General features: G+C 55.6%; 18 protein-coding genes. 10 read left to right on the top strand and 8 right to left on the bottom strand.

Going from position 1 to position 21,835, the window contains the following annotated elements:
* Positions 1-121 precede the first annotated feature (121 nt).
* The 5 genes from A6A26_RS09790 to A6A26_RS09770 all read left to right on the top strand — a co-directional run bounded on the left by A6A26_RS09790 (position 122) and on the right by A6A26_RS09770 (position 6,045).
* On the top strand, positions 122-1,114 hold the full coding sequence (locus tag A6A26_RS09790) for an ornithine cyclodeaminase family protein (protein WP_063878554.1): 993 nt from the start codon (positions 122-124) through the stop codon (positions 1,112-1,114).
* Positions 1,115-1,143: 29 nt separating this feature from the next.
* Positions 1,144-2,115: a threonine ammonia-lyase gene (locus A6A26_RS09785; RefSeq protein WP_063878553.1), complete on the top strand. Its 972-nt coding sequence runs from the start codon at positions 1,144-1,146 to the stop codon at positions 2,113-2,115.
* Positions 2,116-2,442: 327 nt separating this feature from the next.
* Positions 2,443-3,948 carry a sugar ABC transporter ATP-binding protein gene (locus A6A26_RS09780; protein ID WP_063881112.1) on the top strand — a complete coding sequence of 502 codons (1,506 nt, stop codon included), beginning with the start codon at positions 2,443-2,445 and terminating at the stop codon, positions 3,946-3,948.
* Positions 3,837-4,949, top strand: coding sequence for an ABC transporter permease (locus A6A26_RS09775; RefSeq protein WP_241567281.1), 1,113 nt, complete (start codon positions 3,837-3,839; stop codon positions 4,947-4,949). The genes A6A26_RS09780 and A6A26_RS09775 overlap by 112 nt, the downstream gene beginning before the upstream one ends.
* A 28-nt stretch (positions 4,950-4,977) precedes the next feature.
* The gene (locus A6A26_RS09770; protein ID WP_063878551.1) at positions 4,978-6,045 is read left to right on the top strand and encodes a sugar ABC transporter substrate-binding protein; all 1,068 of its coding nucleotides are present in this window, start codon (positions 4,978-4,980) and stop codon (positions 6,043-6,045) included.
* Positions 6,046-7,071: 1,026 nt separating this feature from the next.
* On the opposite strand, the gene dinB is transcribed toward A6A26_RS09770, so the two are convergent.
* Positions 7,072-8,127 (bottom strand): DNA polymerase IV, encoded by a 1,056-nt coding sequence (gene dinB / locus A6A26_RS09755; RefSeq protein ID WP_063878548.1) that lies wholly within the window; start codon positions 8,125-8,127, stop codon positions 7,072-7,074.
* 246 nt (positions 8,128-8,373) lie between these two features.
* On the opposite strand from dinB, the gene dpaA reads away from it, so the two are divergent.
* Complete coding sequence (dpaA, locus tag A6A26_RS09750) at positions 8,374-9,114, top strand: peptidoglycan meso-diaminopimelic acid protein amidase (RefSeq protein ID WP_063878547.1); 741 nt, start codon at positions 8,374-8,376, stop codon at positions 9,112-9,114.
* Here the strand turns inward: dpaA and A6A26_RS09745 are convergent.
* Both A6A26_RS09745 and lpcA read right to left on the bottom strand, forming a co-directional pair.
* Positions 9,085-9,852, bottom strand: coding sequence for a class II glutamine amidotransferase (locus A6A26_RS09745; protein ID WP_063878546.1), 768 nt, complete (start codon positions 9,850-9,852; stop codon positions 9,085-9,087). The two genes, dpaA and A6A26_RS09745, sit on opposite strands and share 30 nt — an antisense overlap.
* 54 nt (positions 9,853-9,906) lie before the next feature.
* A complete protein-coding gene (gene lpcA, locus A6A26_RS09740; protein WP_063878545.1) occupies positions 9,907-10,485 on the bottom strand; it encodes a D-sedoheptulose 7-phosphate isomerase in 579 nt (192 codons plus the stop codon).
* 254 nt (positions 10,486-10,739) lie between these two features.
* Between lpcA and fadE the strand changes: the two genes are divergently transcribed.
* On the top strand, positions 10,740-13,187 hold the full coding sequence (fadE, locus tag A6A26_RS09735) for an acyl-CoA dehydrogenase FadE (RefSeq protein ID WP_063878544.1): 2,448 nt from the start codon (positions 10,740-10,742) through the stop codon (positions 13,185-13,187).
* 32 nt (positions 13,188-13,219) lie between these two features.
* On the opposite strand, the gene mtnK is transcribed toward fadE, so the two are convergent.
* Positions 13,220-14,419 (bottom strand): S-methyl-5-thioribose kinase, encoded by a 1,200-nt coding sequence (gene mtnK / locus A6A26_RS09730; RefSeq protein WP_063878543.1) that lies wholly within the window; start codon positions 14,417-14,419, stop codon positions 13,220-13,222.
* A gap of 137 nt (positions 14,420-14,556) precedes the next feature.
* Here mtnK and mtnA point away from each other — a divergent pair, with 137 nt between their 5' ends.
* Entirely contained in the window at positions 14,557-15,579 is a 1,023-nt protein-coding gene (mtnA, locus tag A6A26_RS09725; protein ID WP_063878542.1) for an S-methyl-5-thioribose-1-phosphate isomerase, read from the top strand.
* A gap of 53 nt (positions 15,580-15,632) precedes the next feature.
* Here the strand turns inward: mtnA and A6A26_RS09720 are convergent, their stop codons facing one another.
* From A6A26_RS09720 to A6A26_RS09710, 3 genes are read right to left on the bottom strand one after another with little or no spacing between them, the layout of a single operon-like run.
* Complete coding sequence (locus A6A26_RS09720) at positions 15,633-16,175, bottom strand: 1,2-dihydroxy-3-keto-5-methylthiopentene dioxygenase (RefSeq protein WP_014606507.1); 543 nt, start codon at positions 16,173-16,175, stop codon at positions 15,633-15,635.
* Position 16,176: 1 nt separating this feature from the next.
* Complete coding sequence (gene mtnC, locus A6A26_RS09715) at positions 16,177-16,860, bottom strand: acireductone synthase (protein WP_063878541.1); 684 nt, start codon at positions 16,858-16,860, stop codon at positions 16,177-16,179.
* Positions 16,857-17,471 (bottom strand): methylthioribulose 1-phosphate dehydratase, encoded by a 615-nt coding sequence (locus tag A6A26_RS09710; protein ID WP_063878540.1) that lies wholly within the window; start codon positions 17,469-17,471, stop codon positions 16,857-16,859. Before A6A26_RS09710 ends, mtnC begins: the two co-directional genes overlap by 4 nt.
* A gap of 115 nt (positions 17,472-17,586) precedes the next feature.
* Between A6A26_RS09710 and A6A26_RS09705 the strand changes: the two genes are divergently transcribed.
* Both A6A26_RS09705 and A6A26_RS09700 read left to right on the top strand, forming a co-directional pair.
* A complete protein-coding gene (locus A6A26_RS09705; RefSeq protein WP_063878539.1) occupies positions 17,587-18,747 on the top strand; it encodes a pyridoxal phosphate-dependent aminotransferase in 1,161 nt (386 codons plus the stop codon).
* Positions 18,735-19,508 (top strand): amidohydrolase, encoded by a 774-nt coding sequence (locus tag A6A26_RS09700; RefSeq protein WP_063878538.1) that lies wholly within the window; start codon positions 18,735-18,737, stop codon positions 19,506-19,508. Before A6A26_RS09705 ends, A6A26_RS09700 begins: the two co-directional genes overlap by 13 nt.
* Positions 19,509-19,542: 34 nt before the next feature.
* Here A6A26_RS09700 and katG read toward each other — a convergent pair whose 3' ends face one another.
* Positions 19,543-21,741: a catalase/peroxidase HPI gene (gene katG / locus A6A26_RS09695; RefSeq protein WP_063878537.1), complete on the bottom strand. Its 2,199-nt coding sequence runs from the start codon at positions 21,739-21,741 to the stop codon at positions 19,543-19,545.
* Positions 21,742-21,835: the final 94 nt, after the last annotated feature.

Here is a 21,835-nt window from a genome sequence, read left to right as displayed (position 1 = left end):
GATTGACATTTTCTGTCGTGCTGCCGGTGCAATAATGTCCCAAAGCCAACCTTTCTCTGACAACGGCATCAGGTCATCTGTGTACCGGAGAGCCGTTCTTCACAACGTGATTAGAGGGTGCATGAAGACGTTATTGCTCACCAAACAGGAAGTCAGTCAGCTCATCAGCACCGACGACGTGATTGATGCGGTGGAAGAAGCCTATAAAGCCTTCAACAGCAATCTGGTGGAACAGCCGGCTTATATCGGTTTGCACCTTCCCGCGCCGCGTGGGGAAATAGACTTTAAAACCAGTTATTACAAAAGCAACGAACTGATTTCGATGAAAGCCTCCTCTGGCCCCTTTCCACAGAACCCTGTGGAATATGGCCTGCCGAGCGGCATGGGAACGGTAATATTGTTTGATGCCCGGACCTGTGCGCTGTGCTGCGTGATGGATGGTAGCCTGATTACCGGTCTGCGCACTGGCGCATCGGGTGCCGTTTCCGTGAAGGCACTGGCACGCACAAGCGCCAAAAAATTGACGATGATTGGCACAGGTAATCAGGCCAGGATGCAGGTAAGAGCCATCGCCAGGGTTATGCAAATTGAAGAGATCCATGCCTGGAGCCGCACGCCAGCATCCCGGCTGGCCTTTAAAAATGATATTGAAAGCGAGTTTGGTATCCCGGTCACTGTGGCGGATTCCTGCCAGGCGGCGGTAGCGCAAGCCGATATCTTGATTACAACGACCCGGGGCAAAGGGCCGCTGCTCGAAGCCAGCTGGATTAAGCCTGGCACACATATCATCGCCATTGGCACCGACCAGCAGGGTAAACAGGAATTTGATCCTCACATTTTCAGCCGGGTAAAAGTGGTCGTGGACTCCCTGTCTCAGTGCACGCAAAAGGGTGAAACCTGGCACGGGCTGAACAGGAATATCATCCGTGAAAACGACATTCATGCTGAAATCGGTGAGATATTACTGGGGAAGAAGCCAGGCAGAGAAAGCGAGGAGGAAATTACCTTTTTTGACTCCACCGGCCTTTCCATACAGGACAACACGACCGCCGGTAGAATTTACCGCAATGCCCTCGAAAAAGGTGTCGGTACGTATTTTGCATTTTTTGAATAACGTTTTTCCTTCAGATAAAGGTAACCGTGATGACGCATCAGTATCCGACCCTGCAAGATATTCATGAAGCGCAACAGCGTATCGCTGCGCATATTCGTCACACACCGTTGTTGCGCGCCGATAAAATCGAAAAGCAGGTGGGCTGCCAGCTTTATCTCAAGCCGGAGACGCTGCAAATTACCGGTGCGTTTAAAATTCGCGGTGCGCTAAATAAAGTGCTCTCCCTGCCCGTTGAGGCTTTTGCCAACGGTATTATTTCCAGTTCGTCAGGCAATCATGCTCAGGGTCTGTCGTACGCAGCCAGAATGCTGGGTGTAAAAGTTGTCCTGGTCTTGCCGGTCACCACGCCAAAAATCAAAATCGAGAATACCCGCGCGCTGGGAGCAGAGATTATTTTGTTTGATGGCGACAACGCCTCGCGCTGGAAAGAAGTGTATGAAATTGCCGAAGCCAATAACTATGCGGTGGTGCATGGCTTTGAAGATCCGATGGTCATGGCCGGACAGGGTACGATCGGTTGCGAAATATTAGATGATTTACCGGATGTGGATACCGTCATTGTGCCGCTGGGCGGCGGCGGTCTGCTTTCTGGTGTCGCCACGGCGCTGAAAGAAACCCGTCCGGCGGTCAGAGTCATTGGCGCTGAGCCGGCCCTGACGCCTAAATATTATCAAAGCCGGATCAATAAACAGCCTACTTCCCTGCCGCTGCAAAACACCATCGCTGACGGATTAAGACTTAGCGTACCAGGACGCAATCCCTACCCGATTATTGAGAAGTATGTAGACGAGATTATTCTGGTGGATGAAGAACACATTATTCAGGGCATGCGCGTTCTTGCCAGGGATGCAAAATTAATTGCGGAACCGGCGGCCTCAATTGGTCTCGGTGCACTACTGGCGGGTTCGGTGAGTCTGAAACCCGACGAGAAAGTCTGCGTCCTGCTGACGGGCGGAAACTGGGATCTGGCCGACTTAGCCGAGGTCTACGCACTGAAATAACCGGTTCTGTCACCCTGTTCTGCAGGTTAACACCTTATCTGAAGCCTTACCCTGTCTGCCACATTCAATAAATCTCCCTTGAATCGTGAAAGCGCATGACTGACTTAACAATTTTCGGTTAGTCATTCGCAGCATAATCCGCTGGGGGAATGCCGCTTCCTACCGCTAAATCACCAACTTACTGCGCTTAACCAGCTTTAGCCGCCATTATGTCCAGATGTCTGGATGGCTAATAAGTTTCTGTGCTAACTTATGCGCTTTCGGCTGTTGCCGTGCCTGATGCTTCAGGAAAAAATGTGGTCAGTGACTTTAATGGAGATCCCTGCAATGCATGCTTTAAATCGCCTTGAGATGCGTAACATCTCCATCGATTTTGGCGGATTTGCCGCGTTAACGTCGGTGGATTTTCTGAGTGAAGGTCACTCGATTCATGCGCTGACCGGGGCCAATGGGGCCGGTAAATCCACGCTGATGGCAGTGCTGTCAGGTGCACATAGTCACTACAGCGGTGAGATTCTCCTGGACGGTAAACCGGTTTCGATTCGCAGCCCGCGGGACGCCAAACAGTTGGGTATTCACCTTGTTCAGCAGGAGGTGGATGTGGCATTAGTGCCACAGCTCAGCGTAGCGGAAAACATTCTGTTGGATCAGTTAGCAGAGCCAGGTCACGGTTTCCGCTGGAGCGATATTCGTCGCCGGGCTCGCCATCTGCTGGCCCAGCTGGATGCATCAATAGATGTTAAACGCCCGGTAGAGCGCTGCTCGCTGGCGGAAAAGCAGCAAATTCTGCTGGCCAGAGCCCTCTCCCATCACTGCCGCTTTCTGATTCTTGACGAACCCACTGCGCCGCTCGACCAGCACGAGAGCGAACGCCTGTTCGCTGTCGTCCGTCGTCTGCAAACCAGCGGCATAGGTGTCGTGTTTATTTCTCACCGTATCCACGAGCTGAAGGCCATTTGCGACCGCCTGACGGTGCTGCGCGATGGACGACTGATTGAAAGCGGCCCGATGGCGGCGCTGAGCGGTGAGCAGATTGTTGAAAAAATGCTGGGGCATCCGTTAACCGATATCTATCCACCGCGGCGTCCACCTCAGCCGCAGCCCGTGATCATGGCGGTGGACGGTTTGCATGATGAACACCTGCTGCAGGATATTTCACTGCGTTTGCATAAAGGCGAGATTCTGGGCATTGCCGGTCTGGCGGGCGCGGGGAAAACCGAACTGTGCAAGGCGCTGTTTGGTGCCAGTAAGAGCCGCGTTTCACGCGGTGAGTTGCACGGTAAACGCTGGAAGCCGCGATCGCCACACGACTCGGTGCAACAGCGCATGGCGCTGGTGCCTGAAGAGCGCCGTAAAGAAGGCATTTTTATTGATGAGTCGGTGGCGATGAACCTCAGCATCAGCGCAGACGACAGCTTTTCCCGCTGGAGCCTGTTTGGTCATCGTCAGGCCTGGCGCTGGGCAGAAGCGGTGATTCGCCGCCTCAGCGTGCGTACCACGGGCCCGGCGCAGCAACTGCGTCGGCTCTCTGGTGGCAATCAGCAGAAAGTGGCGATTGGCAAATGGTTGCGCAATAACGCCGATGTGCTGATTTTTGATGAACCGACCAAGGGCGTGGACGTAAAAGCGAAAACAGAGCTGTTCACGCTGATCAGCAACCTTGCCCATGAAGGCAAAGGCATTATTTACGCCTCTGGCGAATTTTCTGAACTGGTCGGCTTATGCGACCGTATTTGTGTGCTCTGGGATGGACGTATTGTGGCGGAGTTAGAGGGACGGCAAGCCACAGAAGAGACACTTTTGCTCTATTCCACCGGAGGAACCCCTGCGTGAGCAGTAGTAAAGACTTATCCCTGAAGCCAGCATCTTCCTCGCTGCGCCATCAGCTGTTCGATTTCCTGTATAAGTGGGGCATGCTGCTAACGGTGGTGATATTGATCGCCGCTTTTGGTTTGGCTTCCGACAGTTTTCTGGAGCCGAACAATATCATCAATATTTTACGCTCCATCGCCATCGTAACCGTCATTGCGGTGGGCGTATCCGTTTCGCTGACCGTCGGCGGCTTCGATCTGTCCGTTGGTTCTACCGCCTCACTGGCCAACGCCCTGGTGATTTCGCTATTCGTCTGGTACGGCTTTGATACGACGGCGGCCATTGCCATCACGCTGGTGCTTTGTACATTGGTCGGGCTGTTCAATGCGTTTCTGATCGTGGTGCTGCGGATTCCCGACATGCTGGCGACACTGGCCACCCTGTTTGTGATTCAGGGCGTGGCAATGACCTACAGTTTTGGTGGCTCCATTACGGAAAATATGGTGCTGCCAAGCGGTGATATGGCTGAAGGCACAATTCCGGCAACGTTTAACCTGCTGGGTCAGGTGCCGACAATCGTTATTATCATGCTGGTCGTCACGGTCGTGGCACAGCTCGCATTATCTTTGACAAAGCACGGTCGGCGCATGTACGCGCTGGGCGGTAATCCCGAGGCAGCCAGGCTTTCCGGTATTCGCACGACACGTTATCGCGTACTGGCCTACGTCATCGCGTCATTGTTAGCCGGGCTGGGCGGTATTTTACTGGCATCACGCATCGGATCGTCGCAGGTTAACGCGGGTGGCGGTTATCTGATGGATGCGGTTGCGGCAGCCTGGATCGGCCTTTCTCTGGCCGGTTCCGGTAAGCCGAATGCGCTGGGTACGCTGGTGGGTGCCGTCATTCTTGGCGTGCTGCAAAACGGTCTGGTGATGCTGTCGGTCCCCTATTACGCCATGGACATTATCAAAGGGCTGGTGCTGGCATTAGCACTGGCTATCACTTACGTACAGCGCCGCTAAGGCGCATCCCCAACTGGAGTTAAGAATAATGAAAAAGATAACACTCTCGCTGCTGGCATTCAGCCTGTTAAACGCCAGTGCAGCGTTTGCCGACACCGTCACGCCGGTTCCTGCCGCTATCGCTAACCATGAAGGCCCGATACGCATTGCCGTCATCCGTAACCTTGGCTCAGACGACAACACCACACAGTTTGTTGCGGGAGCCATTCAGCAAGGCCGCCAGTTAGGCTTTAAAGTCAGTACGTTTCTCAGCAACGGCGACGATGCGCGCTTTCAGGATTTCGTGAATCAGGCGATCAGCCAGAAATACGACGGTATTGTGCTGTCCCACGGCAAAGCGCCGTACGCCAGTGCGCTGGTAAAACGCATTGCGGACGCCGGCATTAAGGTATCGGTATTTGATACGCCCGTGGACAACCCGATTCCGGGTGTCACGGTCACCGCGCAGGATGATGCGTCTCTGGCCCAGTTGTCGCTGGGACAGTTAATCAAGGATTTCAACGGCAAAGCCAACATTGTTAAATTATGGGTTGCCGGTTTCCCGCCGATGGAACGTCGTCAGGTTGTTTATGAGAAATTGCTGAAAGAGAACCCTGGCATTCATCAACTTGAGTCGATTGGCGCGGTATCAACGGATGTTCAGGGCGACACCGCCAATAAAGTTGGCGCTATCCTGGCGAAATACCCTAAAGGCAAGATTGACGCCATCTGGGGTGCATGGGACGCGTTCAGCCAGGGCGCTTACAAAGCGCTGCAGGAAAATGGCCGTACAGAGATCAAACTGTACAGCATCGATGTCTCGAATCAGGACTTGCAGTTGATGCGTCAGAAAGGCAGCCCGTGGGTACAGACTGTCGCGGTCGATCCTAAAACCATCGGGGCCGTCAATATGCGCCTGGTGGCAAACAAGATTGCCGGTGAAACCACGCCAGCTACCTATGAATTTAAAGCCGCTTCGATTTCTCAGCAGGCGCTTAACAGCCATCCTGGTGCGGTGAACGTAGCGTCGTTGAACAAAATCATTCCAGGCTGGGGCAGTAATGAGGATTTCGTCCAGCCATGGTTTGCGACGCTGGAAGCAAAATATAAGAAGTAAGGGCTGGCGCCTGGGCGGGTGGCGTTCATGGCATGAACGTGGCTTTGGATGGTGGCCTGGGCGGCGGCGTTCATTGCATGAACATGGCTTTGCCTTCCTGGGCGGCATCCAGTCATGTAACTCTGAGAAGGTTTCGCTCGCCAGGCGGCGGGCAGTTTCAGCCCGCCCCGTGCGGGCGACCGACAAGGGGCCGCCAGTCGCCGCGGCCCCTTGACCCCGGGCTGCCGGGTTGCCGGGTTGCCAGCCTGAGCGGCGTTCAGTCATAAAGCTCCGGGAAGGTTTCGCTCGCCAGGCGGCGGGCAGTTTCAGTCCGCCCCGTGCGGGCGACCGACAAGGGGCCGCCAGTCGCCGCGGCCCCTTGACCCCGGGCTCCCGTCCTGCCCACCCGCCGCTGCGCGGTCCCTTCGCGGCTTCAGGATTTCTGCCGGACCGCCAGGACGCGCCATCCCTGGCGCGGCCTGGCTTTCGCCGACGTCCTGTCGGCTCATCCGGAAATCCTGCATCCGCTCAGCGGGACGGGAAGGCCGGCCCACTCCCCCGCTTTGATACCTGTGCCAAAACTACTTTCCGCGTCGCTTCAGATGCCAGAAAAGCATCACAGCCCATTTTTGTTTCATCAGACTTCCACTGTATCCCTTTAATAACAGGCGAAGCCGGTCTTTGGGAAAAATATACGCCCTCACAGGCGAGGGTTTGCTGGAGGCATCCGGCGCGCTGAGGAGAGAACGGAGGCCAGGACGGCGCGGCAGGGACGCCGCGACGAGGACGGCTGCGCCACGGAGGGCGCATCCGGACGGTCCGTCAGGCCGCAGTGAGTGACGAAGGGACAGCGACGGCTGCCGGACGCCTGGCGGGCGGAACATACTCAGTGCAAAACCGTAGCGCCCGGCCGCGCAGAATATGCTCAGCGGCAAAACCGTATCCCAACCGCCTCGCAGGCGGAACATGCTCAGAGCAAAACCGCATCGCCCGGGCCAGCCGGGCAGAACCAAAGCAAACCCCATCCCCGCCAACGGCGGCCCCCCCCTATAATCCCAGCAGCAGTTGCCGCTCCAGTTGCGGGTCCACCAGCGTCACATGCAATCCCACCAGCCGCACGCCGCGTCCAGCACGGCGCTCATCCCAGGTTTTACGCGCCACGGCAATCATGTCGTCTTTATTCAGCACCGGCCAGACATGCTCCTGGGTCGTCTGCTGAAAGTCACTGAACTTCAGTTTCACTCCCTGACGCGCAATATGCTTATCGGGCCGTATCTGAGTTAAGCGCCGATCAAGCTCGGCATAGAGGTAATCAATAATCTCCAGGCAGCGTTCCCAACTGTCGATATCGTCAGCCAGCGTGCGCTCAACGCCCAGCGATTTACGTTCGCGTTCAACCACCACACCGCGTTCATCAATACCGTGGCTGCGCTCCCATAAGATCCGACCAAATTTACCGAAGCGCTTAAGCAGTAACGCCAAATCGGCTTTTTGCACATCACCGCAGGTATGTAATCCCAGCTCTTCCAGCTTTTTTGCCGACACTTTTCCCACACCGGGAATTTTCGCCAACGGCAACGCCAGTAAAAAATCAGACATCTGTGCAGGAGTAATGACAAACTGGCCATCAGGCTTGTTTAAGTCAGAAGCAATTTTGGCGAGAAATTTAATCGGTGCGATGCCCGCAGAGGCCGTGAGTTGGGTTTCCCGATAGATAGTGGCGCGGATTTCCTGGGCAATCAGCGTAGCTGATCCCTGACAGTGCGTGCTGTCGGTGACATCCAGATAGGCTTCATCCAGCGACAGTGGCTCGATGAGGGAGGTAAAACGTGAAAAGATGGCGCGAATCTGGCTGGATGCCTCTTTGTAGACTTCGTAGCGCCCGGGTAATAAACGCAGATGAGGACATAGCTTCAGCGCCATGCCCGTTGGCATCGCACTGCGCACGCCATATTTGCGTGCCGGATAGTTAGCGGTACTGATCACTCCGCGCCGATCGCGGCTGCCGCCAATCGCCATGGGAATATCGCGCAATGAAGGGTCATCACGCATTTCCACTGCGGCAAAAAAGCAGTCCATATCGACATGAATGATCTTACGCATCGCCCCTCCAGCACTGGATAAGTATACAGTCCAAAGAGGCTTGTGCAATATTTCTTGCAGTTGCTAACAAACTTTACAAATTTTCGGCGCTATTCCGTCAAAGAAATGGACATTTTGCTCTGCGCTGTATTGCTAAAAAAACACACAATGTTTAATGTTGCGCTGCGGTAGCGGAAAGTTCCGATAATGCAAACAGAGGCGCACTTATCGCGCCGTTGTTCTTCTTCACTTCAAGGTGTACACAGCATGGGCAAAATCGCACTTCTGTTTGCGATGATTTTACTGCCAGCCCTCAGCATGGCAATGACTCCTGAGCCGGTTCAGCCACTGGCGCCGGTGAGCAAAGAATTAAAGAAACAGTTAATCGGTACGCCGGTTTATATTCAGATCTTCAAGGAAGAGCGTACCCTTGAGCTGTACGGCAAGATTGGCAACGAATATCGCTTACTGGATACCTATCGCATCTGCAACTTTTCTGGCGGCCTGGGGCCAAAACGTCGTGAAGGCGATTTTAAAAGCCCGGAAGGTTTTTACAGCGTAAAAATGAATCAGCTAAAGCCGGACAGCCGTTTCTATCGCGCGATTAATATTGGCTTCCCCAATCAATACGATCGCGACCAGGGCTACAGCGGTAACTATTTAATGATTCATGGCGACTGTAAGTCTATCGGCTGCTATGCCATGACCAATGCCTATATGGATGAGATTTTCACCTATGTGAATGCGGCATTACGTAATGGTCAGCAGGAAGTGAATATTGCCATTTATCCGTTTCGCATGACCGACAGCAATATGCAGCGTCATCGCTATTCCACCTATGCGGATTTCTGGAAGCAACTTCAGCCCGGCTACACCTACTTTGCGCAGTATCATCAGCCGCCGACCGTGAATGTGACCAGCGGCAGATATGTGATGAACAGCAGCCCGGTGATCACCCAACCTGAAGCGGCATCCCAGTCATTCCTGGCGCTCTCCAAGGTAAAATAATGCCCATTCGCCTGGCACAATTCGGTGCCAGGTTTCATTTCCCGTCAGCGGTTGTGTGGCAATGACGGTCACTATATCGTTCGCGCTGGTGTGTTTCTGGAAATCAATCTCCACGTCCTGATCAAGCAGCTGCGCCCGACCAAAAGGTGCACGGCGGGTAATCCAAAACAGATTGGTTGAGCAGAATGCCATTAAGTAGCGACCATCCGACAGCAGCATATTAAATACGCCTTTCTGCCGCAGCTCACCCGCCAGCTCCCCAATGTAGCGAAAGACTGCAGGCCAGTTCCCCGGCGTGCGTGGATAGCGCGTGGCCAGCTTATGCAGAATCCAGCAAAATGCCTTCTCGCTGTCGGTTTCCCCTACCGGACGAAACGTCCCGGTCTCCAGTTGCCTGTAGCCTTTAAGCTGCCCGTTGTGTGCATAAGTCCAGTGACGGCCCCATAATTCCCGGGTAAACGGATGCGTATTCTCCAGGGAGACCGGTCCACGATTCGCCTGGCGAATATGTGCCACGACCGAATGAGATTTAATTGGATATTCCTGCACCAGACGCGCAATAGGGGAATTAAAACTCGGTAAGGGATCTTTAAAGGTGCGGCAGCCTTTATCTTCATAAAACGTAATGCCCCAGCCGTCTTTATGCGGCCCTGTTCCGCCGCCACGCTGCACCAATCCGGTAAAACTGAAACAAATATCGGTGGGAACATTGGCGCTCATCCCGAGCAATTCGCACATAGCAACCGCCTTATGTCAAAACGCCTCCTGTCGACCAGGAGGCCAGTCGTGCTGTTACCTGACCATCTCTTTTTCAATCAGCAGCATCAGGATATGGATCACTTTGATATGGATCTCCTGAATGCGATCAGCATAACCAAAATGCGGTACACGAATTTCAATGTCCGCGCTGCCCGCCATCTTACCGCCATCTTTGCCGGTCAGGGTGATCACTTTCATGCCCTGCGCGCGCGCGGCTTCAACAGCCTTGATGATATTGGCAGAGTTACCCGAGGTAGAGATCCCCAGCAGCACGTCGCCTGCGCGCCCTACCGCTTCAACATAACGGGAAAAAACGTGGTCATAGCCAAAATCGTTACTCACGCAGGAAAGATGGCTGACGTCTGAAATGGCAATAGCCGGGTATCCAGGACGATTTTCACGGTAGCGGCCGGTGAGTTCTTCCGCAAAATGCATCGCATCACAGTGAGAGCCACCGTTGCCGCAGGAAAGCACTTTGCCGCCCGCTTTAAAGCTGTCAGCCAACATCACCGCAGCCCGCTGGATGGTGTGAATGTTCGCGTCGTCACTCAAAAAGTTATTCAACGTCTCTGCAGCCTCGTTCAGCTCTGAACGAATAATGTCCTGATACATAGACTTGTCCTTTGTAGGGGAGGTTAATCGCAGCAAGTTTAACGGAATGGCTGACGCGCGCAAAGCACCACACAGCCAGATACCGCATGCCCAGCGTTTTTTCGCGCCTGCTGTTTTCATCCAACGCGCTGTTTGGCTGATTTTGTGAGTCAGGTTGTAATTGCGATGTAAAAAAATTGATAAATGCCAGCATCTGATTTACACCTCTACTCATAACAGGTCAGACCTCTTACTACTTAACGGAGCACTTCATTATGATGGTTGTCTCGATTCTTGCGACAGTGGTGCTAATTGGCGCGCTGTTTTATCACCGCCTCTCTCTGCCCCTCAGCAGCGCAATTCTCCTGCTGTGGACTGCAGCGATGGCGGCGGCCCACCTTTGGACGCCCTGGCTGCTGTTACCGCTGGCGATTATTCTGCTGCCGCTGAACCTGACCAGTATGCGCCGCAAACTGTTTTCCCAACCGATGCTGCAACGCTTCCAGAAAGTGATGCCGCCAATGTCACGCACAGAGAAAGAGGCGATTGACGCGGGCACCACCTGGTGGGAAGGCGATCTGTTCCAGGGCAAACCCGACTGGCAGAAACTGCATAACTATCCACAACCGCGCCTGACACCGGAAGAGCAGGCCTTTATCGATGGCCCAGTGGAAGAAGCCTGCCGCATGGCAAATGATTTCCAGATCACCCATGAGCTGGCTGATATGCCGCCAGAACTGTGGGCATATCTGAAAGAGCACCGCTTCTTCGCCATGATCATCAAAAAAGAGTACGGCGGGCTGGAATTCTCTGCCTATGCACAGGCGCGCGTGTTGCAAAAACTGTCGGGCGTATCGGGTATTCTGGCGATTACCGTGGGCGTACCTAACTCACTCGGCCCGGGCGAACTGCTGCAACATTACGGTACGGAAAAACAGAAAGACCACTATTTACCGCGTCTGGCCCGGGGAGATGAAATTCCCTGTTTCGCGCTGACCAGCCCGGAAGCCGGTTCAGATGCCGGTGCGATTCCCGATACGGGTGTGGTCTGCATGGGCGAGTGGCAGGGCCAGCAGGTGCTGGGCATGCGCCTGACCTGGAACAAGCGCTATATCACGTTAGCCCCTATCGCTACCGTGCTGGGTCTGGCATTTAAACTCTCCGATCCAGAGCATTTGCTGGGCGAGAAAGAGGAGCTGGGCATTACCTGTGCCCTGATCCCGACCAGCACGCCAGGTGTGGAAATCGGTCATCGCCACTTCCCTCTCAACGTGCCGTTCCAGAATGGCCCAACCCGTGGCAAAGACATTTTTGTTCCTATTGATTTCATCATTGGTGGCCCGGAAATGGCCGGTCAGGGCTGGCGGATGCTGGTGGAATGTCTGTCGGTCGGTCGTGGCATCACGCTGCCGTCAAACTCAACGGGCAGCCTGAAAAGTGTGGCGCTGGCGACCGGTGCTTATGCTCACATCCGTCGTCAGTTCAAGCTGTCTATCGGCAAAATGGAAGGCATCGAAGAGCCGCTGGCACGAATCGCAGGTAATGCTTATGTGATGGACGCAGCCGCAACGCTGATTACCACCGGGATTATGCAGGGTGAGAAACCCGCCGTGCTGTCAGCCATTGTGAAATACCACTGTACCCACCGCGCCCAGCAGTCGATCATCGATGCTATGGATATCGCGGGCGGTAAAGGCATCATGCTGGGCGACAGCAACTTCCTGGCGCGTGCCTATCAGGGCGCACCTATCGCTATCACGGTGGAAGGCGCGAATATCCTGACCCGCAGCATGATTATCTTTGGTCAGGGCGCGATTCGTTGCCATCCTTATGTCCTGCAGGAAATGGCTGCCGCTGCCAGCAACGATGTTGCGGCCTTTGATAAAGCGCTGTTCAGCCATATTGGTCACGTAGGCAGCAATGCGATGCGCAGCCTGTGGCTGGGCCTGCTTGGCGGACGCACCAGCGCTGCGCCTACCCGCGATGCCACGCGTCGCTATTATCAGCACATGAACCGCATCAGTGCCAACCTGGCGTTGCTGTCAGATGTCTCTATGGCGGTGTTAGGCGGCAGTCTGAAACGTCGCGAACGCATGTCCGCCCGTCTGGGTGATGTGCTGAGCCAGCTCTATCTGGCATCTGCCACCCTGAAACGTTATGACGATGAAGGGCGTCACGAGGCGGATTTACCGCTGGTGCAGTGGGGCGTGCAGGATGCGCTGAATAAGGCAGAAAAAGCCATGGACGATCTGCTGAGCAACTTCCCGAATCGTCTGGTGGCTGGGGTGATCCGACTGGTGGTGTTCGCCGGTGGTCAGCACTGCCCTGCTCCATCCGATCGCCTTGACCATAAACTGGCAAAAATGCTGCAGGTGCCTTCCGCAACGCGCTCGCGCCTGGGTCGCGGTCAGTATCTGGAACCGAGCCAGCATAACCCAGCAGGTCAGTTAGAGCAGGCACTGCAGGATGTGATGGCGGCAGAAGTGATTCACGACCGCCTGTGCAAACAGCATAAAAAACACTTCTCGTTCACCCGACTTGATGCACTGGCAAAACAGGCGCTGGAGAAGGGCTGGATTGACGACAAAGAAGCAGAGGTGTTGAAACGCGCCGAGCAGAGCCGTCTGCGTTCCATTAACGTGGATGAGTTTGAGGCTGATGCGCTGGCCGTTCCGGCCAAGCAGGCTGTCTCTAAGCCCGCCCTCCCCAGCGAGGCGGCATAATCCATCAGGCCGACATCATGTCGGCCTTTTTTTTACCCTGCCTGACGAATGCGGGCAATCAATGCTTCGACATCCTCAACGTGCCCGGCGGCCAGAATCAGCGTGCGGCCCAACGTAATCGCATTACGAATGCAATCGGTGCGCATCTCATCATCCCGAATAAGCTTCATGTCCGCCACGTGCGACATACCCACCGTCCGACGGATCAACTCAGTGCCACAGTAGCCAATGGTATCCGCCCAGACTTTACGCAGAAACGCCTGGGCATAGCCTGGATAAGCCATGGCTACATCCTGCGTCTTGCTTTCTGCCAGCGCCAGGAAACGTGCTGCGAACGTATTCCAGACATCACGCACATCGCTAAGGCGCTGCTCGCGGGCATCAACGGCTTCGCGCGGTGCCAGCAGGCCGGGCAAACCGCAGTAATTAATCAGCAGATTACCCAGCGCGGTGCCAACATCGAAGCCGATTGGCCCAAAATAGCCAAACTCAGCGTCGATCGCTTTGAGGCTCCCGTCAGCCACAAAGATGGAGCCGCTGTGGATATCCCCATGCAGCAAGGCTTCGGCATGGCTAAAGAAACGGTGTTTAAGCCCGGCAACGGCAATACGCAACGCGTCGTCGGTGCGCAGTGAGGCGACCAGCGGCTCCAGCGCTTCAGGATAGCTGTTGCGCTCATGGTCAGTGTAGGGATCGTTGAAGAACAGGTCCTCGGTGATTTCGCACAGTTCCGGGTTGATAAAGCGCGCCACTTCGGCTTTTTTATGGTGCGGGTGCAGAATAAAGTCCGAGGTATGGAACAGCGTCTGGGCCAGGTATTCACCCAGCTGACGAGGTGCTTCAGGATAGTACGCGCCTTTGACCAGCTCACTGCGCCAGATTTGGTGGCTGGAGAGATCTTCCATCACCATCACCGCCAGTTCCGCATCGTAATGCGTCACGTTGACCGTGTGCTGAGGGCAATATTTGTAGTGCTCAACCAGGGTTTGCGCCTCAATGCGGGCGCGATCGAGCGTTAACGGCCACGACTCACCGACACAACGCACGTAGGGTAGCGCCTGCTTGACCACGACGCGGCTTTTCCCCTGATTGTCGTAAATCTTGAAGACCAGATTCAGGTTACCATCGCCGATCTCTTCCGCGCTGCATAAAACAGAAGGATCATCCATGCCGCCAAACGTTTTGGCATATTCCACAGCGTCAGCTGCAGTGAATGTACGGTATTGCGACATTGACCTTTCCTCATCAACAAACGCCGGTGCAAGCCGGACCTGATTAATCTTTCGTAATAAGCCGTTCAGACGTCTATACATCCGTTAAGCATGTTGGCACAATATCCGCCATTAACGCAACATGGAATTCACCAAGAATGCAGACATTCCAAACCACCAGCTTACAGGTTCGCAACAACCAGCTCTGGATACTGGATCAGCAGGCCCTGCCACAGCAACAAAACTGGCTGCCTGCCCATTCGGTCGCGCAGTTGGTTGAACACATTCATGCGCTGCGGGTACGCGGCGCCCCTTTAATTGGCTTGTCTGCCTCGCTGCTGCTGGCGCTACTGGCGGAACAAGGTGAAACGCGCGAGCAGCTGGCGCAGTCACTGGCGATCCTGCGCGCCGCCCGCCCGACCGCGGTCAACCTGATGAATAACCTGGACAGGATGAAGCAGGCGCTGGAAAAACCTGAAAGGGTGGCGAGCCTGGTGGACGAAGCGCTGCGTCTGGTTAATGAAGACAAACAGCTCTGTGAGCGCATCGCTGAAGCCGGAAGCGTGCTGGTCAAACCCGGAAGCCAGCTGTTAACCCACTGCAATACCGGTGGCCTGGCTACCGCGGGCGTCGGCACAGCACTGGGTGTTATCGCGCGCGCGCATCAGCAGGGCAAGGTTCGTAACGTTTGGGTCGATGAAACGCGCCCTTTGTTGCAAGGCGGACGCTTAACGGCGTGGGAACTCGGCGAGCTCGGCGTGCCCTATCATCTGATTACCGACGCGATGGCCGCCAGCCTGATGGCGGCGGGCAACGTCGATGCCATCTGGGTCGGTGCCGATCGCATTGCTGCCAATGGCGACGTTGCCAATAAGATTGGCACCTACAGCCTGGCGGTGCTGGCGCACTATCACGGTATTCCCTTTTACGTTGCCGCCCCGCATACCACGCTGGATCGCCTGTGTCCGACGGGGTCAGCCATTCCTATCGAACAGCGTGCCGCCAGCGAAGTCACCGGCGTTGCTGGTAGCTTCGGTAGCGTGCAGTGGGCACCTGCCGATGCCCGGGTATACAATCCGGCCTTCGACGTCACGCCAGCGGCGCTTATCAGCGGTTGGGTACTGGATACGGGCGTGGTCACCCCACAGCAGGTTCAGGACGGCCTCTTTCAGCCACAGTGATGAGCGATGCTGCTTCCCCACAGGAAGCAGCGCGCTTAACGATACCGGCTTACTTACGCCAGTCGTGGATAGGCATCTGCAATCTTGTCGCCGGTGAAATTGGCAATCCAGCCTTCCTGGTTATCAAAAATGCGGATCGCAGTAAAATGCGGGGACGATCCCATATCAAACCAGTGCGGTGTGCCAGCAGGCACCGAGATCAGGTCGTTCTTTTCGCACAGGATCTGCAAAATTTCACCGTCGAGGTGCAGACAGAACAGCCCTGCGCCCTCGACAAAGAAGCGAACTTCATCTTCGCCGTGCGTGTGTTCCGACAGGAATTTCTGGCGCAGAACGTCCTTCTGCGGGTTATCGGCGCGCATGCTGATCACGTCCCAGCTCTGATAACCTTTCTCGGCCACCAGGCGATCAATGGCATGTTGATAAGCATTGATAACCGTTTCCGCATCCGGGTTTTCCCCCAGATCGCGGTCGGCCTGCCAGCGTTCAAAACGGACGTCTTTGGCATTCAGCCGCGCGCGAATCGCTTCGGCATCGGTGCTGTGCCATATCGGCTGGCTGGGATCGCTATCGCTAAAAATGGTCAGTGCACTCATCTCAAATCGACTCCGGGTTAATCTGGGAAAAATTAGTGACCTGACGATGATGGCTGTCATCATCTGCCGCGTCACGAATCAGCTGCAGCGTGTGCCAGCCGGCCTGCTCTGCTGCGTCCAGCTCCTGATGAATATCAGAAAGAAACAGCAGTTGATCAGCCGGCAAGCCTGTTTGCGCGGCGATGTTCTGATACGACGTCATCTCGCGCTTGGCACCTACGTGAGTATCAAAGTAGCCGCTGAACAAACCAGTAATATCACCTTCATCGCTGTAGCCAAATAACAATTTCTGCGCGGCAACCGAGCCAGAGGAATATATATACAATTTAATACCTTGCGCGTGCCAGGCCGTGAGCGCAGGCAGCACGTCAGGATAAAGATGTCCGGTGAAACTGCCGTTCAGGTAGCCTTCTCGCCAAATCATCCCCTGCAGCGCCTTTAAACCGGTCGATTTGCGATCCGCATCCATGTAAGAAAACAGAATATCAATGACGCCGTTTATATCGGCATCGGGTTGCCCCGCTTCGGCACGCACCGCGTTCAGCGCCTGTTGCACGTCAGTCTGCGCCTGATGCTGGCGAACATAGTCCGCCAGATGCGCACGGGCATAGGGAAACAGAACGTTGTGTACAAAGCGGATATCGCTGGTGGTGCCTTCAATATCGGTAACAATGGCCTTTATCATGCTTTCTCCAGCAGGCGACGTTGGCGCTCGCATTCAAATAAAAATTCCAGACCTTCCAGATGGCGACGGGCTTCAGCGACGTCTTTGCCCCAGCAGGTCAGGCCGTGTCCACGCAGCAGAAAGCCATAGCGCAACGGAAAGCGGGCAGCATAATCTTCGATCTCTGACGCCAGCGCCGCCACATCCTGGCTGTTGTCGAATACTGGAATCGCCACGGTAGTATCATGCGTCGTCTGGCCGCTCAGCGACTTTTGCATCTCATAACCGTACAGCAACAAGGCCGCGCCCTGCTCAACCCGGGACAACACCGTGGCGTTTACCGTGTGCGTGTGCAACACCGCGCCCGCCTCCGGAAACAACCGGTAAATCAGCGTATGCAGCGCGGTCTCCGCCGAAGGTTTGCGACCCGAAGGCGCCTGACAGGTGGCAATCTCGACCTGGATAAAATCGTCGCGCGTCAGGCTGCCTTTATCTTTGCCCGACTCACTCAGCAGGCAAAAATGAGCATCCTGACGCACCGACATATTGCCGCCAGTGGCCGGTGCCCAGCCCTTCGCGCCTATCCAGTGACAGGCTTCCACCAGGTTTTCTACTGCAGATGAATCGGACATCACCGTTCCTTTTAGCCGTCTAAGCGTCTTGATTGCCAAATACTAGCATCCTGTTTATAGTGGCATCAACTAAGGGTTTCTCCGCTACCGTTTTTGCGCGTAAGGCTACCTAATCATGACGCAGTCCAACCTGACGCCCGAGAGCAAACTGCCTGCACTCGGCACAACGATATTCACGCAAATGAGCGCGCTGGCACAGCAGCATAATGCCATTAATCTTTCCCAGGGGTTTCCGGATTTTGACGGTCCGTCTTACCTGCAGGAGAGACTGGCTTACCATGTCAGCCAGGGCGCGAATCAGTATGCGCCCATGACCGGCGCGCAACCGCTTCGCGAAGCTATTGCGGATAAAACCGCCGCGCTCTACGGCTATCGCCCCTGCGTTAACGACGACATCACCGTGACGGCAGGCGCGACAGAAGCGCTTTATGCCGCCATCACCGCCCTGGTGCGGCCCGGTGACGAAGTGATCTGTTTCGATCCCAGTTACGACAGCTATGCGCCTGCGGTGGAGCTGGCAGGCGGCATGCTGAAACGCATCACGTTGCAGCCGCCGTTGTTCGCGGTGGACTGGTCGGCGTTCTCCGCGCTGTTAAGTGACAAAACCCGCCTGGTCATTTTAAACACGCCACATAATCCTTCAGCCAGCGTCTGGCACCAGGCGGACTATGCCGCGTTGTGGCAGGCTATCTCTGACCGGGAAATCTACGTGCTGAGCGATGAAGTCTATGAGCACATCTGCTTTGCCGAGGCAGGCCATGCCAGCGTGCTGGCCCATCCCGCGTTGCGCCAGCGTGCAATTGCGGTGTCATCCTTTGGTAAAACCTTTCACATGACCGGCTGGAAAGTGGGCTATTGCGTTGCGCCTGCCGCTATTAGCGCCGAGATCCGCAAGATCCATCAATACCTGACGTTTTCCGTGAACACGCCGGCTCAACTGGCGATTGCCGATATGCTGCGCCAGCATCCAGAGCACTACCGCGAACTCCCCGATTTTTATCGCGCGCGCCGTGATCGGTTGATGCAGGCGCTGAGCAGCAGTCGGTTCCGCCTGTTGCCGTGCGAAGGCACCTATTTTCTGCTGATGGACTACAGCGCGATTTCCGATCTGAACGATGTGGAGTTTTGCCAGTGGCTGACGCGCGAAGTGGGCGTCGCGGCGATCCCCCTGTCGGTGTTTTGTGCCGGACCTTTCCCCCACAAACTCATCCGGCTGTGCTTTGCGAAACAGGAAGCCACACTCGATGCAGCAGCGGAGCGGTTATGTCGACTTTAGCGATAACGCTGCTACAGGAGCCCCTGACGTGGATGGATGGCGAGGCCAATCTGCGCCATTTCGATCGGATCTTAGCCAACCTCACGCAACGGGATGTGATTATTCTGCCGGAAATGTTTACCACCGGCTTTGCGATGGAAGCCGCCCAGTCGGCGCTACCGCAGGCGCAGGTGGTCGAGTGGTTGGGACAACATGCGCGACGCTGTGATGCGCTGGTGGGCGGCAGCGCCGCCATTCATACCGCGGAGGGCGCCGTAAACCGTTTTCTGCTGGTTGAGCCGGATGGCACGTTGCATCAGTATGATAAACGTCACCTGTTCCGCATGGCCGACGAGCAGCATCACTATATTGCCGGTAAGGCACGCACGGTGATTCAGTGGCGCGGCTGGCGTATTTTGCCGCAAATCTGTTATGACCTGCGTTTTCCGGTGTTCTCGCGTAACCGGGATGATTACGATCTGGCACTGTATGTCGCTAACTGGCCGGCACCGCGCACCCTGCACTGGCAGGCGTTGCTGTTGGCACGGGCGATTGAGAATCAGGCATTTGTTGCAGGCTGCAATCGCGTGGGCAGCGATGGCAATCAGCACGAGTACAGTGGGGACAGTCGGATTATTTCGCCACAGGGCGAGATTCTGGCGGCAGGTGAATCCTGCAAAGCAGGCTGCGTTGATGCCGCGTTATCGCTGTCAGACCTGCGGGCATACCGCGAACGGTTCCCGGCCTGGCGCGATGCTGATGGCTTTACGCTAACGGAATGACGTCACCCCCGGACAGGCCGGGGGTGATTCAGGATTACTGCAGGTCGAAACGATCCAGATTCATCACTTTCGTCCAGGCCGCCACGAAGTCAGTAACAAACTTCTGTTTTGCGTCGCTGCTGGCATAAACTTCGGCCAGAGCACGCAGAATGGCGTTGGAACCGAACACCAGATCGGCACGCGTCGCGCTGAATTTCACCGCTCCGCTCTGACGATCGCGGCCTTCGAAGATCTCTTCACTGCCGTCAGTCGCACGCCATGCGGTGCGCATATCCAGCAAATTCACAAAGAAATCGTTACTCAGGACGCCCACTCGGTCGGTAAACACGCCGTGATGGCTGCCGTCAAAGTTGGTGCCCAGTACACGTAAGCCACCCACCAGCGCGGTCAGCTCTGGAGCACTCAGCGTCAGCTGCTGCGCTTTGTCCAGCAACAGGGTTTCTGTCGATGAACCACCCTGTACGCGACGGTAGTTACGGAAACCATCGGCCAGCGGTTGCAGCACGTTAAAGGATTCCACATCGGTTTGATCCTGACGCGCATCCACACGGCCTGGGATAAACGGCACCTGTGCGGCAACGCCTGCTGCGGCTGCGGCCATTTCGATACCGACGCTGCCCGCCAGTACGATCACATCAGCCAGCGAAGCCTTACCGGATTCCTGCTGAATCTGCTGCAGTTTAGGTAATACGTCGTTAACCACGCTGGCGTTTACCGCCCAGCTATTCTGTGGTGCCAGCGCCAGGCGGGCACCGTTAGCGCCACCACGTTTGTCACCGCCCCGGAAGGTCGATGCAGACGCCCAGGCAACAGACACCAGTTGGCTGACCGTCAGGCCCGACGCAGCGATTTTCGCTTTCAGTTCGCTAATATCGCCTGGCGTCGGCTGATGCGTAGGCTGCGGTAACGGGTCCTGCCACAGTAAATCTTCCTTTGGCACTTCAGGACCGATGTAGCGCGCTTTTGGCCCCATATCACGGTGGGTCAATTTGAACCAGGCGCGGGCAAAGGCTTCGTTAAAGGACTGCGGATCGTTCAGGAAACGGCGAGAAATCTTCTCGAACTCTGGGTCGAAACGTAACGTCAGATCCGTCACCAGCATGGTCGGCTTGCGCTTTTTCGCCGGATCGAACGGGTCCGGAATAATGTCGTCGGCATTGACTGCTTCATACTGAATAGCACCGGCCGGGCTGTGCGTTTTTACCCATTCGTATTTGAACAGGTTCTCGAAGAAGTAGTTGCTCCACTGCGTTGGTGTCTGCGTCCAGACCACTTCAAGACCCGAGGTAATCGCATCTGCACCCACGCCGCTACCATGGTTATTGCTCCAGCCAAAGCCCTGCGCTTCGATAGGTGAGGCTTCAGGATCGACGCCCACGTGGCTCGCAGCGGCGGCACCGTGGGTTTTACCCAGGGTGTGGCCACCCGCAATCAGCGCGACGATCTCTTCATCGTTCATGCCCATGTTGCCGAAGGTGGCGCGAATAGCAGGCGCGGCAGAGGCCGGATCGCCACTGGCGTTGGGGCCTTCCGGGTTGACATAAATCAGGCCCATTTCTGTGGCGCCCAGTGGCGCATTCGCCAGGCTTTCTGGATGGCGATGTGCCAGCCACTCGGTTTCATGACCCCAGTCCACGTCCATATCCGGTTCCCAGACGTCTTCGCGACCGGCACCAAAACCGAAGGTACGGAAACCTGAGTTTTCCAGCGAGACGTTGCCGGCGAGGATATAGAGGTCGGCCCAGGAGATTTTCTGGCCGTATTTCTGTTTCACCGGCCACAACAGGCGACGGGCTTTATCAAGGCTGACGTTATCTGGCCAGGAATTCAGCGGGGCAAAGCGCTGTTGACCACGACCTGAACCCCCACGGCCGTCGATGGTGCGGTAAGTACCGGCACTGTGCCAGGCCATACGGATAAACAAGCCAATGTAGGTGCCCCAGTCGGCAGGCCACCAGGATTGGGAGTCGGTAAGCAACGCCCGGATGTCGGCTTTCAGCGCAGCATAGTCCAGCTTGCTGAATTCTTCGCGATAGTTAAAGTCTTCGCCGAGGGGATTTGAACGATTGGAATGCTGGTTCAGCAGGTCCACGCGCAGCATATTTGGCCACCAGTCGCGATTGCTGGTGCCACTACCGGCTCCGCGAGCCAGAACGCTTTCTTCTTCCGATTTACCGTGATGAAAGGGACATTTTCCTGAAGCGGCTACATCATTATCTTTTGGCGTGCTCATTATCGGCTCCGTTGCCTTCACATTGTCATCCTTAAGATAACCCTGGTGTTAGCAAGAATATATTCGGATGGGCCGAAGGTTTTGATAGCCGGTA

The sequence above is a fragment of the Pantoea sp. OXWO6B1 genome (assembly GCF_001641135.1).
Taxonomy (GTDB): Bacteria; Pseudomonadota; Gammaproteobacteria; order Enterobacterales; family Enterobacteriaceae; genus Pantoea; species Pantoea allii.
This window is presented reverse-complemented; position numbering and strand designations above follow the sequence as displayed.